This is a genomic window from Azospirillum sp. SYSU D00513, from assembly GCF_017356015.1.
Taxonomy (GTDB): Bacteria; Pseudomonadota; Alphaproteobacteria; order Azospirillales; family Azospirillaceae; genus Azospirillum.
The window spans coordinates 21551-35185 of the sequence record NZ_JAFIQV010000007.1 but is presented as its reverse complement, the minus strand read 5'-3'; the positions used below and the strand labels follow the sequence as shown (position 1 = coordinate 35185).

At 70.2% G+C, this 13635-nt stretch carries 13 protein-coding genes; 8 read left to right on the top strand and 5 right to left on the bottom strand.

Going from position 1 to position 13635, the window contains the following annotated elements; all coding sequences use genetic code 11:
* Positions 1-94: 94 nt before the first annotated feature.
* Positions 95-2176, top strand: coding sequence for an ATP-dependent DNA helicase RecG (recG, locus tag JUB11_RS07175; RefSeq protein ID WP_207457770.1), 2082 nt, complete (start codon positions 95-97; stop codon positions 2174-2176).
* Here recG and JUB11_RS07170 read toward each other — a convergent pair.
* Entirely contained in the window at positions 2128-2850 is a 723-nt protein-coding gene (locus tag JUB11_RS07170) for a DUF502 domain-containing protein (RefSeq protein ID WP_348771378.1), read from the bottom strand. The genes recG and JUB11_RS07170 overlap by 49 nt on opposite strands.
* A 185-nt stretch (positions 2851-3035) precedes the next feature.
* Between JUB11_RS07170 and JUB11_RS07165 the strand changes: the two genes are divergently transcribed.
* Entirely contained in the window at positions 3036-4064 is a 1029-nt protein-coding gene (locus JUB11_RS07165) for a 3-oxoacyl-[acyl-carrier-protein] synthase III C-terminal domain-containing protein (protein WP_247886905.1), read from the top strand.
* Positions 4065-4115: 51 nt separating this feature from the next.
* Entirely contained in the window at positions 4116-4649 is a 534-nt protein-coding gene (locus JUB11_RS07160; RefSeq protein ID WP_207457983.1) for an isoprenylcysteine carboxylmethyltransferase family protein, read from the top strand.
* Here JUB11_RS07160 and JUB11_RS07155 read toward each other — a convergent pair.
* On the bottom strand, positions 4621-5004 hold the full coding sequence (locus tag JUB11_RS07155) for a hypothetical protein (RefSeq protein WP_207457766.1): 384 nt from the start codon (positions 5002-5004) through the stop codon (positions 4621-4623). The two genes, JUB11_RS07160 and JUB11_RS07155, sit on opposite strands and share 29 nt — an antisense overlap.
* 146 nt (positions 5005-5150) lie before the next feature.
* Between JUB11_RS07155 and JUB11_RS07150 the strand changes: the two genes are divergently transcribed.
* Positions 5151-5873 carry a Crp/Fnr family transcriptional regulator gene (locus tag JUB11_RS07150; protein ID WP_207457764.1) on the top strand — a complete coding sequence of 241 codons (723 nt, stop codon included), beginning with the start codon at positions 5151-5153 and terminating at the stop codon, positions 5871-5873.
* A gap of 6 nt (positions 5874-5879) precedes the next feature.
* Here the strand turns inward: JUB11_RS07150 and prmB are convergent, their stop codons facing one another.
* A complete protein-coding gene (prmB, locus tag JUB11_RS07145) occupies positions 5880-6812 on the bottom strand; it encodes a 50S ribosomal protein L3 N(5)-glutamine methyltransferase (protein WP_207457762.1) in 933 nt (310 codons plus the stop codon).
* 222 nt (positions 6813-7034) lie between these two features.
* On the opposite strand from prmB, the gene JUB11_RS07140 reads away from it, so the two are divergent.
* Complete coding sequence (locus tag JUB11_RS07140) at positions 7035-8051, top strand: MBL fold metallo-hydrolase (protein ID WP_207457760.1); 1017 nt, start codon at positions 7035-7037, stop codon at positions 8049-8051.
* 41 nt (positions 8052-8092) lie between these two features.
* On the opposite strand, the gene JUB11_RS07135 is transcribed toward JUB11_RS07140, so the two are convergent.
* A complete protein-coding gene (locus JUB11_RS07135; RefSeq protein WP_207457758.1) occupies positions 8093-9118 on the bottom strand; it encodes an NAD(P)-dependent alcohol dehydrogenase in 1026 nt (341 codons plus the stop codon).
* 81 nt (positions 9119-9199) lie between these two features.
* Between JUB11_RS07135 and JUB11_RS07130 the strand changes: the two genes are divergently transcribed.
* Positions 9200-10168, top strand: coding sequence for a LysR family transcriptional regulator (locus JUB11_RS07130; protein WP_207457756.1), 969 nt, complete (start codon positions 9200-9202; stop codon positions 10166-10168).
* Positions 10169-10181: 13 nt separating this feature from the next.
* Here JUB11_RS07130 and JUB11_RS07125 read toward each other — a convergent pair whose 3' ends face one another.
* Entirely contained in the window at positions 10182-11966 is a 1785-nt protein-coding gene (locus tag JUB11_RS07125) for a PAS domain S-box protein (RefSeq protein ID WP_207457754.1), read from the bottom strand.
* 267 nt (positions 11967-12233) lie between these two features.
* Between JUB11_RS07125 and JUB11_RS07120 the strand changes: the two genes are divergently transcribed.
* Together JUB11_RS07120 and JUB11_RS07115 are read left to right on the top strand one after the other, a co-directional pair.
* On the top strand, positions 12234-13190 hold the full coding sequence (locus JUB11_RS07120; RefSeq protein WP_207457751.1) for a radical SAM protein: 957 nt from the start codon (positions 12234-12236) through the stop codon (positions 13188-13190).
* Between the two features lie 118 nt (positions 13191-13308).
* The gene (locus JUB11_RS07115; protein WP_247886904.1) at positions 13309-13632 is read left to right on the top strand and encodes a succinate dehydrogenase assembly factor 2; all 324 of its coding nucleotides are present in this window, start codon (positions 13309-13311) and stop codon (positions 13630-13632) included.
* The last annotated feature ends 3 nt before the right edge of the window (positions 13633-13635 follow it).

The window sequence follows — 13635 nt, the reverse complement described above, 5'->3', positions numbered from 1 at the left end:
CGTCACGGCCGTGGTTGCGCTCTTGACGGAAGGGCTGTCGAACGGCTTTGAATCGGCTTATAGGATTTCACTCCGCCGTAACCGAGACGCCCCGTTGCGCCCAGCCATCCTCTTCCCCCTGTACAAGCCGGTGACCGCGCTTCCGGGCCTCGGGCCCCGGCTCGGCAAGTTGGCCGAGAAGCTCGCGGGTCCCTGCGTGGTGGACCTGCTTTGGCATCTGCCGTCCGGCGTCATCGACCGGCGTTTCTCGCCGAAGATCGCGGAGGCGCCGGACGGGCGCGTCGCGACGCTGACGGTCCGCATCGACTCGCACGCCCCGCCGGTCAACCCGCGCCACCCCTATAAGGTGCGCTGCACCGACGCGACCGGCGTGCTGGAACTGGTCTATTTCCATGTGAAGGGCGACTACCTCGCCAAGCAGATGCCGGTCGGCAAGACCATGGTGGTGTCCGGCAAGGTCGAGTGGTTCCACGACACACTGCGCATGCCGCACCCCGACGCGGTCGTCGCGGTGGAGGACCGGGACGAGATCGAGACGGTGGAGCCCGTCTATCCCATGACCGCCGGGCTGCCGGCCAAGACCCTGCGCAAGGCGGTGCGCAAGGCGCTGGACGACGTGCCGGAACTGGCGGAATGGCAGGACCCCGCTTGGCTCGCCCGCAAGGACTGGCCGACCTGGCACGAATCGATCCGCCGCGCCCACACGCCCCAGGATGAGGCGGAGCTGTCCGCCCTGTCGCCCTGGCGCTCGCGGCTCGCCTTCGACGAGCTGCTGTCGAACCAGCTGGCGCTGGCGCTCGTGCGGCTGAACCAGCGCAAGCTGGCCGGCCGCTCCATCGTCGGGCACGGCGGCCTGCGCCGCAAGGTGCTGGACGCGCTGCCCTTCGCCCTGACCAGCTCCCAGGCTGCCTCGCTGGAGGAGATCTACGCCGACATGGCGGCGGACCGGCGCATGCTGCGCCTCCTCCAGGGCGACGTCGGCAGCGGCAAGACGGTGGTGGCGCTGCTCGCCATGCTGAACGCGGTGGAGGCGGGCTGCCAGGCGGCGCTGATGGCGCCGACGGAGATCCTGGCCCGCCAGCACGCGGAAAGCCTCGCCCCGCTCTGCAAGGCGGCGGGCGTCAACATCGCGTTGCTGACGGGGCGCGACAAGGGTCGTGCGCGGCAGGCGGTGCTGGACCGGCTGGCGTCCGGCGAGCTGCACCTGCTGGTCGGCACCCACGCCCTGTTCCAGGAGGACGTGACCTTCAAGGACCTGGCGCTCGCCGTCATCGACGAGCAGCACCGCTTCGGCGTGCACCAGCGGCTTCAGCTCTCCGCCAAGGGCCGGGCTGTGGACGTGCTGGTGATGACGGCGACACCCATTCCCCGCACGCTCACCCTGACCGCCTATGGCGACATGGACGTGTCGCGCCTGACCGAGAAGCCGCCGGGGCGCAAGCCGATCCGCACCGTGACCATCGCGCTCGACCGGCTGGAGGAGGTCGTCACCGGCATCCACCGCAAGGTGCAGGAGGGTGAGCGCGTCTATTGGGTCTGCCCGCTGGTCGAGGAGTCCGAGCAGATCGACCTCGCCGCCGTGACGGAGCGGCATGCCTTCCTGAAGGCGACCTTCGGCGAGCGCATCGGGCTGGTGCACGGCAAGATGCGCGGCCCCGACAAGGACGCCGTCATGGCGGCCTTCGCGGAAGGAAGACTGGACGTGCTGGTCGCCACCACGGTGATCGAGGTCGGCGTGAACGTGCCGGAGGCGACGGTGATGGTGATCGAGCAGGCCGAGCGCTTCGGCCTCGCCCAGCTCCACCAACTGCGCGGCCGGGTCGGGCGCGGGGACAAGCCGTCGTCGTGCCTGCTGCTCTACGATCCGCAGCTGACCGAGACGGCGCGGGCGCGGCTGAAGACCATGCGCGACACGGAGGACGGCTTCGTCATCGCGGAGGAGGACCTGCGGCTGCGCGGGGCGGGCGAGGTGCTGGGCACGCGCCAGTCCGGCCTGCCGGAATTCCGCCTCGCCGACCTTGCCGTGCATGGCGAACTGCTCGCCGCCGCGCGCGACGACGCCAGCCTGATCGTCAACCGCGACCCCGACCTCGCCACCCCGCGCGGCCAAGCCCTGCGCACGCTGCTCTACTTGTTCGAGCGGGACGCCGCCGCGAAGACGCTGCGGTCGGGCTGAACCACGGTCGCCGTGGCCGGCGGCGCCACGATGCCGCCGGACACCACGAGCTTCAGCCCGTCCTCCACCGTCATGTCGAGCGTCACGACCTCCCGCCGGGGGGCTATGACGAGATAGCCGGCGGTCGGCGGCGCGCAGGGGATGAAGACATGGACCATCTCCTCCGCCGAGACCTTCTGCATCTCCGGGTGGGCGTTGCCGGTGATGAAGCCCATCGACCAGACGCCGAGCCGCGGGTACTGGATCATCACCACCTCGCGGAAGGCGTTGGACTTCTTGGCCAGCACCGTTTCCATGATCTGCTTCACGGCACCGTAGACGCTGCGGACCACCGGCATCCGCCCGACCAGCCCTTCGCCGAGGCTGAAGACCAGCCGCCCGACGTAGCCGGCGGCGAAGGCGCCGATCAGCGTCAGGGCCAGGATGACGGTCAGCACCCCGATGCCGGGCAGCGAGATCGGCAGGTAGTTTTCCGGGTTGTAGGCCGCGGGAATCAGCGGACGGATGGTGCCGTCGATCAGCGAGATGAACCACCAGGCCAGATAGACCGTCACGGCGATGGGGGCGGTCACCAGCACGCCGGCCAGGAAATAGGCGCGCAGCCGCGCCATCAGCCCGACACCCTTGCGCCGGGCCGTCCGCGGCGCGTCGCTACCTTGTTCGCTACCGTCCACCGCGCCACCCTGGAAAAAGCCGAGCCCATCAGCGGGCAAGTGCACCCATTGTGATACGGCGGGGCCGCCGGCTCAACCGGCTTGCGCGGTGCCGGCCCAAGCTAGGCTGTTCGGCCGATCACCAACGTCCGGTGGACTGGCCGCGCGCAGCCCTCACATTGGAAGGAATGAGGACGGACCCGAGATTGCTGTCGGTCGCGACGGCGCTGCCACCCCACCGGCTCGACCAGGAGGCGACGCTCGCCGCCGCGCGCGCGGTCTTCGGGCCGCGGATGCGCGACTTCGACCGGCTGGCGCCCGTCTTCGCGAACACGGGCATCGAAACGCGCCGCGCCGTGCGCCCCATCGACTGGTACCGGGAGCCACGCGGCTGGGCGGAGCGCGCCGCCGTCTTCAATGACGCCGCGCTGGCGCTGCTGGAGGAAGCGGCGGGGGAGGCGCTCGACCGCGCGGGCGTGGCGCCGGGCGAGGTGGACGCCATCGTCTGCGTGACCACCACCGGCATCGCGACGCCGAGCCTGGAGGCGCTGCTGATCGACCGCATGGGCTTCCGCCCCGACGTGGTGCGGCTTCCGGTGTTCGGGTTGGGCTGCGCCGGCGGGGTGCTCGGCCTGTTGCGCGCCGGCATGATGGCGCGGGCCATGCCCGGCCGGACGGTGCTCTTCCTCGTGGTGGAACTCTGCACGCTCGCCCATCGGCCGGAGGAGGCGACGCCCACCAACGTGGTGGCGAGCGCACTGTTCGCGGATGGCGCGGCGGCGGCGCTGCTGCGGCTGGACGGAGAGGGCGGCCCGACGTTGGGCGCCGGGGCCGAACACACCTGGCCCGGCACGCGCGACGTCATGGGCTGGCGGATCGAGGACGCGGGATTCGGCGTCGTCTTCAGCCAGGACATTCCCGAGCTGATCCGCACCCGGCTCGCCCAGGTGCTGGATGATTTCCTGCGGCGGGAGGGCATGGCCCGCGCGGAGCTGGCCGGGCTGGTCTGTCACACCGGCGGCGCCAAGGTGCTGCACGCGCTGACGGACGTGCTGGCACCGGTGTCGGAGGGAATGGAGGATGCCTGGGCCGTGCTGCGCGACTGCGGCAACATGTCCGCCGCCAGCGTCCTGTTCGTGCTGGAGCGGCGGATGCTGGCCGGGGCCAAGGGGCGGCAGCTCATGCTGGCGCTCGGTCCGGGCTTCACCGCCGGCCTGGCGCTGGTCGATCTATGAGCCCGAAAGCCACGGATTTGGAGTGCGGATCATGAGAGCGGAGCCGTGAGCATGGGATGGCCGCAGATCATCCTGCTGCTGGTGGCGGCGCAGAGGCTGGGGGAACTTGTGTTGGCCCGGCGGAACACGGCCCGGCTCATGGCCGAGGGGGCGCGGGAGGCCGGGGCGGCGCATTACCCGTTTTTCGTGCTGCTGCACGCGGCCTGGCTCGCGACGCTCTTCGTGGCGACGCCGGCCGATGCCGCCGTCAACGGCTGGCTGCTCGGGCTTTTCGTGATGCTGCAGGCGGGCCGGCTCTGGGTGATCGCGACGCTCGGGCGATTTTGGACCACGCGGGTCATCACCCTGCCGGGGGCGCCGCTGGTGCGCGGCGGTCCCTTCCGCTGGGTGCGGCACCCCAATTACCTGGTGGTCGCAGGCGAACTCGCGGTGCTGCCGCTGGTCTTCGGGGAGGTCTGGGTGGCGCTGGCCTTTTCCATCCTGAACATCCCGCTGACGCTCCACCGCATCCGGGTGGAGGAGGCGGCGCTGAGCGGCCGCCCCGGAACGGACCGTGTCAGCCCAGCAGGAAACAGAGCAGCGTGACGCCGGTGGCGATGGCCGCCCCATCCACATGGTTGGGGAAGGCGCGCCAGAACTCTTCCTTGCTGACGGGCTCCGGCTCGTCCAGCTCGTCCAGCCACAGGCCGGCGGCCAGGCCACCGTTGGTGCGCTCCGCGATGGCGCCGGACAGGTGGGCCATGCCGACCGCCAAATAGCAGAACTTCACGAATTCCAGCATGAAGGGCAGGGCGCCGCCGGCCTCCGCGACCGGGTCGGAGACGCCGCCCGTCGCGGCCACCGCCGTCGCCATGGCGACCGCCGCCGCGAAGGGGATGGCAACCACCGACAGCAGGCGCTGAGCATCGACGCGCTGGGCGTTGGGAATGTGAATGGCCATCTGCGGGTCCCCTCTTCCGTGTGAGGGCTCCTTTTCCGCTTTTTACGGTTAACGGGAGGTTAGCGCTGTCCCACAGAGTGGCCGCCTTCCACTTTTGCGCAGAAAAAGCTAGCATCTACCACTTTCGACAGGTGGTGGGTCTCTCCATGCCCGATGGCTCGGCCGCGGCGTTTGCGCAAGACGGGGCACTGGACGGAATTGCCCTGCTGGCGCCGCTGTCGGCCTCGGAGCGGGCGGCGCTGGCCCGCCGCTGCCGCTGGCGGCGTTTCCGCGCGGGCGAGCAGATCATCGACCACCAGGGCGACACCGCAGAGGTCTGCTTCATCGTGGCGGGACGGGTCCGGGTGGTCACCCATTCCGCCTCCGGCCGGGAGATCAGTTTCGACGATATCGAGGCGGGCGGTTTCCTGGGCGAGATGTCGGCCATCGACGGGCAGCCGCGCTCGGCGTCCGTCGTGGCGCTGACCGAGGGGACGGTGGCCGCCTTCCTGGCGCCCAAGCCATTCCTGGAGTTGGTGGCGGGCCATCCGGACCTCGCGGTCACGGTCATGCGCCGCCTGTGCCGGATCGCGCGGATCACCACGGACCGCATCGTCGAGATGAGCACGCTGGGGGCCAACAACCGGGTCCATGCCGAACTGCTGCGGCTGGCGCGCCGTGCCCGGCGGGAGGGGCCGGCGGCGGTGATCGCCCCGATCCCCACCCACGCGGACATCGCGAGCCGTGTCGGCACCACCCGCGAAACGGTAGCCCGCGTGCTGGGCGAGCTGTCCCGCGACGGGCTTGTGGAACGCCGTCCCGGCGCGCTGGCCGTCCTCGACCTCGCCCGGCTGGAGGCTCTGGTCGAGGAGGTCCGTTCCGGAAGCTGAGCCGGGTTAAAGCTTCGCGGCCTTGAGTTGGTCGCGCGTCAGCCAGAACACCTCGCCGAAGCTGTTGGCCGTCTGCAGCCACAGGAAGTCGAGCTTGGAATAATCCTCTTCCAGGATTTCCCGGCCCGTTCCGAACTCGCACAGGATGCCGCCTTCGTCCGTCAGGTGCTTGGAAGCCTCCTTCAGGATGCGGCGGACGATGTCCATCCCGTCCTCCCCGGCGGCGAGCGCCATCGCCGGCTCCTGCTGGTATTCGGCGGGCAGGGCGTTCATCGCCTCGGCGTCCACATAGGGCGGGTTGGTCAGGATCACGTCGTACTTGCGGCCCTTCAGCGGGGCGAACAGGTCGCCTTGGAACAGGGTGATGCGGTCCTCCAGCCCGTGGTCGGCGACATTGCGCTTCGCCACCTCGAGAGCATCGGGCGACAGGTCCACCGCGTCGATCTGCGCCTCCGGGAAGACCTGGGCGGCCAGGATGGCGAGGCAGCCCGAACCGGTGCAGAGATCCAGCACCCGCTCGACCGAGGGCGGATCCTCCACGATCGCGAACTCCTCGCCACCGAAATAATCGGAAAAGAGCAATTCCCCGATGTAGGAGCGCGGCACGATCACGCGCTCGTCCACGTAGAAGGGGAAGCCCTGGATGTAGGCCTTGTTCGTCAGATAGGAGGCCGGCTTGCGCGTGGTCACGCGCTTTTCCAGGATCTCCGCCACGCCGCGCCGCTCCGCCGTGGTCAGCCGCGCGTCGAGATAGGGTTCGAGCTGGTCGATGGGCAGGTGCAGCGTTTCCAGCACCAGGAAGACCGCTTCGTCGAAGGCCGTGGTCGTGCCGTGCCCATAGGACAGGCCGGCCGCGTTGAAGCGGCTCACCCCGTAGCGGATGAAATCGCGGACGGTCAGCAGTTCGGCGGCGGCGATGTCGTGAGGCGCGTCGGTCACGGGCGGTCCTGCGGAGGTTTGGGTCGGGACGGCTATCTAACAGGAGTGCCCCGCGCCGGACAAGCCGGAGCCGGGCCGTTCTAGGCCCTCGGCGCTCCGCCATAGCCCTGGCGTTCTATATGACCGTGCGCCGGCTTGTGGGTACCACGGGCGCTCCACAGCTTCTGACCCCACGGCCGTACAGGCTACCGCCATACCAAGGGTTCAGGAGGACGCCTTCCCATGACCACGCGCCGCCGGATGCTGATGGGTGCCGCCGCGCTCGCCGCCCTGCCGATCCTCCCCTGGCGGGTGCCGGCCGCCGCCGCCCAGGCCATGAAGGACGAGCAGCGCCGGACCGACCCGGCACTGCTGAACCGCGCGCCCCTCATCCAGACGGAACGGGCTGCGGAGATCGCGCCCGGCGTGACCGTCATCCCCGATCCCCGGATCAACCTCGTCCCCAACATCGGCATCGTCGCCGGGCGGGACGCGGTGCTGGTCGTGGACACGGGCATCGGGGTGGAGAACGGCCGGCGGGTGCTGGAGACGGCGCGCCGGATCGCCGCCGGGCGACCGCTGATGCTGACGCTCACCCATTTCCACCCGGAGCACGGCTACGGCGCGCAGGTCTTCAAGGGGCAGGCGAGGATCCTCTACAACCGGCCCCAGGCCGAGGAGCTGAGGGCCAAGGGACCGGCCTACCTCGCCATGTTCCGCGGCTTCGGCCCGGACGTCGCCAAGGCGCTGGAGGGCGTGGAGATCGTCGAGCCCGACGAGACCTACGAGGGCGAGCGGCGGATCGACCTCGGAGGGCGCACGGTGATGCTGAGCGACATGGCCGCCCACACGCGCGGCGACCAGATCGTGCATCTGCCGGACGAGCGCATCGTCTTCACCGGCGACCTCGCCGAGAACGGCTTTTTCCCGATCTTCCCGGACGAGGACGCCAAGGGGCAGCGCTGGATCGAGGTGCTGAAGCGGATCGAGGCGCTGGACCCGAAGCAGGTTGTCGCCGGCCACGGCGCCGTCGCCGGGCCGGAGGTGCTGCGGGCCGTCCGCGCTTATCTGGAGGACGTCCAGGGCGAGGTCCGCAGGCTCGCCGCGTCCGGCGCCCCGGTGGAGGAGGTGGACCGCCGGCTCACGCCGCTGCTGAAACAGCGCTACGCCGGCTGGGACAACGACATGTGGGTCCCCTTCGCCGTCCGCGTCTTCCACGCGGAGGCGACCGGCACGCCGCTGAAGCTGCCCTCCTTCTGAGAAAGCGCCCCCGGCTTCCCAACAACGGGGGCGTACCGGGGTCAGCGCCCGTCATCCAGCGATATGGCGATCTTGCCGAAGTGGCCGCCGCGCGCCAGCGTCGCGTAGGCGCCGGCCGCGTCCTCGAACCCGTGGACGCGGTCGATCACCGGGCGGAGCCCTGCGGACGCCACCGCCCCGACCGCCTCCCGCAGGTCTGCCACCGATCCGGTGTTGCTGCCCACGACCTTCAGCATCTTCAGAATGATCGGGAAGAGCGACGTCTGCAGCCCGTCGCCGCTGAGGAAGCCGACGGTGAAGACCGTGCCCTCGATGGCGGCGGCGTTGAGCGAGCGCGCGAAGGTCTGGGCGCCGCCGGTTTCCACCACGAGGTCGGCGCCGGCCCCGCCGGTCAGCTCCAGCACCCGCGCGTCCCAGTCCGGGATGGCCCTGTAATTGATGGTTTCGTCCGCGCCGAGCGCCTTCGCCCGCTCCAGCTTCGCGTCGGAGGAGGAGGTGATGATCACCCGCGCGCCGGACGCCTTGGCGAACTGCAGGGCGAACAGGCTGACGCCGCCGGTGCCGAGCAGCAGGACCGTGCTCCCCGGCCGGACCGCACCCGTCCGCACCGCCCGCCAGGCGGTCGTTGCCGCGATCGGCAGGGTGGCCGCCTCGGTGAAGGACAGATGCTCGGGCACCGGCACGAGGCTGGCGGCGGGCACGGCCACGAGATCGGCGAGCGAACCCGGCATGGTGATGCCGCGCATCCGGCGGCCGGTGACCGGCGGCAGGGAATCGGCGGACCAGTCCGGCAGGAAATGCGGGATGACGCGGTCCCCGGTCTTCAGCCCGGTGACGCCGGGGCCGGTTTCCAGCACCTCTCCGGCGCCGTCGGTGACGGGGATGAGCGGCAGCGGCGCGGGGAAGGCGCCGGTCGCCACGGCCAGATCGACATAGTTGAGGCTCGCGGCCCGCAGGCGGACGAGCACCTCGCCGGCGGCGGGACGCGGCGGCGGGGCATCGACAAGGCGCAGGGTGTCCAGGCGGACCGCATCGGGGCGGGTGGCTTCGAGGTGATAGGCGCGCATCGGGAAAGATCCTTGAGATGGGTCGGTCGATGAACGCAAGGCTATCCCCTTAGTGCTGGGCCTTTAATCCGGGTCCTTCACATGATATTCCTGCAAACCATGCACGAATTGAGCGATCAGGGCCTGGAGGAGGTCGCCGCCTTCCTGGCGGTTCTGGACACCGGCGGCTTCGCGCCGGCGGCGCGGGTTCTTGGGCGCGACGCCTCGGTTCTGTCGCGCCGGGTTTCGTCGCTGGAGCGGAGGTTGGGCGTCCGGCTGCTGGAGCGCACGACGCGGCGGGTCGGGCCGACGGAGGCCGGACGCCGTTTCGCCGACCGGGCGCGGATGGCCCTAACGCTGCTGGCCGACGCCGAGCGGGAGGCCGCCGACGCGGGTGCCGCTCCCCGTGGCACGCTGCGTCTGGCCCTGCCGGAAGCCTTCGGCCAGCTGTGGGTGGCGCCGATCCTGCCGGACTTCCTCACCGACTTCCCAAGTGTGCGGATCGAGGCCTTCTTCAGCGACCGTTTCGTCGATCTGGTGGGCGAGGGGATCGACCTCGCGATCCGCATCGGCCGCCTCGCCGACAGCTCACTTGTGGCGCGCAAGCTGGGGGCGGAGCGGCGGCTGGTCTGCGCTGCTCCGTCCTACCTCGCGGCACGGGGCACGCCGCTGGCGCCGGCCGATCTCGCGGCGCATGACGGCCTGCTCTACGCCCTGTTCGACTCGCCTTCGGAATGGCACTTCCTGCGGGAGGGAGAGCGTGCGCGGGTGCGGCTGTCCGGCCCCCTGCTGACCGACAACGTCGAATGCCTCGTGCACGCCGCCGTGGCGGGCAAGGGCGTCATCCTCTGTTCGGAATGGCTGGTTGGGCGGGAACTGGCCGCCGGGCGGCTGGTGCCGCTGCTGGAGGACTGGTCGGTCGGCAGCGAGGCGAGCGGCGAGGCCGCCATCCATCTGGTCCGCCCGTCCGCCCGCTTCACCGCCGGCAAGACCCGCGCCTTCGCCGACTGGATCGCCGCAAGGCTGTCGCCGCCGCCCTGGGAGGCGCCGCGCCCGGTGCCCGCCGGCTAAGCGGCTCCCGCCGTCAGGGCAGTTCCACGTCGATGCTGCAGGTTGCCCCGGTGGGCGGGTAGTCCAGCCGCACGCTGGCGCGCAGCTCATGGGCGAGGCCGCGGGTGACGAGGCGGGTGCCGAAGCCCTTCCGCCGGGGTTGCTCGACGGGTGGGCCGCCCTCCTCGGTCCAGCGCAGGGCGAGCTTGCCCTCATCGACGGTCCAGCGGATCGTGACCCGCCCTCCGGCCCTGGTCAGGGCGCCGTATTTCGCCGCGTTCGTGCACAGCTCGTGCAGCGCCAGCGCGAGCGACAGGGCCATCTTCGGGGTGAGGCGCAGGCCCGGCCCCTCGATCAGGAAACGCTGGCCCGTCTGATCCTGCATCGGTGCGACCGCCTGCCGGACGATGTCGCGCAGGTCGGCCCCTTCCCAGTTCTCGCGCGACAGGACGTTGTGCGCCTCGGACAGGGCGAGCAGCCGCCCCTCGAACCAGCGGCGGGACTCGCCCGTCTCCTCCCCGAAGGTCTGGTAGGCGATGGACTGCACCGTGGCGAGCGTGTTCTTCACGCGGTGGTTCAGCTCGTTGATCATGAGCTGCTGGCGCTCTTCCGCCTGCTTGCGCTCGGAGATGTCCACCAGCATGTTCACCGCCCCGGAGAGGCGGCCGGCGCCGTCCCGCAAGGGGGTGGGGTAGGCGAGGATGGGCACGCGGCTGCCGTCGGGCCGTTCCAGCATGGCCTCCCGGTTGCGGAGCGGGCGGTTCTCCGCCACGGCCTCCGCCATGGGCGAACGGCCGTGCGGCAGGGGCTCGCCATTCTCCGTGAGCAGCCGGTGCGACCCGCACCAGCGCGCCGTCTCCGCGTCGGGGACGCCGCCCCAGAGCTGGATGGCGGCCTGGTTGAAGAAGGTGATGCGCCCGTCCGGATCGGTCGTGTAGACGGCGGCGGGAAGCGCTTCCAGCAGCGCGCGCAAGTCGCGCTCGCTGTCGCGGAGCCGGTTTTCATAATCCCGGCGCTCCGACACGTCGCGCGTGACCGCCAGATGGGCGACGCGCCGGTTCGGCATGCGCAGGGGAACCGCGTGGGTTTCCATGTGGTGCCGCTGGCCGTCCAGTGCCGTGATGTCGAATTCCCAGCTTATGCGCTCGCCACCGCAGACGCGCGCGTGGCGTTCCTTCCATGCGTCCCGGTGTTCCGGGACGATCAGGTCGAAGGCGCAGGCGCCGATCACCGTATCGACGCGCTCCGCCCCGATCATGCGCAGCCCGGCGGGGTTCATGTAGAGCAGCGCCCCGTCCGGGGCCACGATCTTCACGCATTCCGGCGTGGTGTCGACGATGGCGCGCAGAAGCTCCTGCGTTTCGCGCGCCTGCGCCTCGGCCATCTTGCGGGCCGTGATGTCCTGGAAGCAGTTGACGGCGCCGGTCACCGCACCCGTCCCGTCGCGGATCGGGTCGATGTTGACCAGGACCCAGAGCGCGGTCCCGTCCGGCCGCTCCATCCGCAATTCCAGGTTCCGCGCCGGCTTCCCTTCCCTCAGGGCCGTCATCATCGGAACCTCGCCGGGGGACAGGGGGCGGCCGTCCGGCCCGCAGATCCGGTGCGACGCGTAGAAACGCCCGACGAACTCGGCATCACGCGGGGCACGCCCCCAAAGCTCGACGGCCTTCCGGTTGTAGCGCAGGATCATGCCGTCGCGGTCGCAGACATAGACGGCGGCCGGAAGCAGTTCGAGAATGCTGTCGTCGATCAGCGGCGCGAAGCCGGCGGCGCGCGCCGTGGCAACGGTTGTTCCGGCAGCAGAATGAAGTGTCTGCAATGGTGTCTCCATCCTGCCCCGGCAAACGCCGGCATCCCAAGCGGCGCCATCCTAGCAAAGCCTTCCCCGTGCGGGTATTCGGCCTTCGGAGTATTTGGATCGTAGGAAGTATTCACCGGCAGAGGCACGCGCCTATGACATTCGCTTAGACCGGTACTTAGGTTTGTTTTGACGGCCCGACGGCGGTGGAAGACGGCCGGCCCGTCCTCTATCTTGCTGCCAGGACGTGACCGCACCCTCACACAGCCCGGAAGGACCAGGCCCGCAATGACGACCCTGAAATTCCTGGATCCCGACTGGACCGCCAAGGGCGACCGGCGCGCCAGCGTGGCCTTGCGCCGGCTGGAGACGCTGTGGTTCAACACCGGCTCGCTCTGCAACATCACCTGCGCCAACTGCTACATCGAATCCAGTCCCCGGAACGACCGGCTGGCCTATCTGGAACCGGCGGAGATGGCGCCCTTCCTCGACGAGATCGAGGCGATGGGGCTCGGCACATCGGAGATCGGCTTCACCGGCGGGGAGCCCTTCCTGAACCGCTCCATGCCGGTGCTGGCGGCCATGGCGCTGGAGCGCGGCTTCTCGGTCCTGATCCTCACCAACGCCATGCGCCCGATGCAGCGCCCGCGCGTGGAGGAAGCGCTGCTGGCGCTGAAGGCGCTGCACGGGGAGCGGCTGCGGCTGCGCGTCAGTCTGGACCATTTCACGGCGGAGCTGCACGACCGCGAGCGCGGCGAGGGAAGCTTCGCCAAGGCGGCCGAGGGGCTGGCCTGGCTGTCGGCGGAGGGTTTCGCCCTGTCGGTCGCCGGGCGGACGCGCTGGGGTGAGGCGGAGGCGGAGGGGCGCGCCGGCTACGCGCGGCTGTTCGCGGAATTGGGCGTGGCGCTGGACGCCCGGAGTCACCACGATCTCGTGCTCTTCCCGGAGATGGACGAGACGGTGGAGGTGCCGGAGATCACCACCGCCTGCTGGGGCATCCTGAAGCTCAGCCCCGACGCGATGATGTGCGCGTCCAGCCGCATGGTGGTGAAGCGCAAGGGGGCTGACCGCCCGGCGGTGCTGCCCTGCACCCTGCTGCCCTATGACGCGCGCTTCGAGATGGGCGCCACCCTCGGTGAGTCCATGAAGGCCGACGGCGGCCAGTTCGCGGCGGGTGCGGTGAAGCTGAACCACCACAATTGCGCGAAGTTCTGCGTGCTGGGCGGCGGAAGCTGTTCGGGGTGAGTGTTCCGGTGCCGAAAGGGCCGGGCAGGGTGGTTGCGCGGCCCCGCCCTTATGTGCAGGATGGCCGCTCTTTGTTCCTCCCCCGTCGCCGTCCCGGCGCGGGGCTTTTGGTGTCGAGATGATGGCGCAGGACAGTATGGCGGCGCAGGACAGCATGGCGCAGGACAGCAGCGAATCCCTTGAGAACCGGCGCAAGCAGTTGCGTTTCCGCTCGTGGCACCGCGGCATGCGGGAGATGGACCTGCTGATGGGCAGCTTCGCCGACGCGCATGTGCCGGGCTTCGATGCCGCCCAGCTCGACCGCTACGAGGCGCTCCTGGAATTGAGCGACCCCGATCTCTATAACTGGATGACCAGCCGCGAACCCGTGCCGGCCGAGCATGACACCGACGTCATGCGGCTGTTGACGCAGTTCCGCTTCACCCCCCGACAGGGTTCCTGAGGG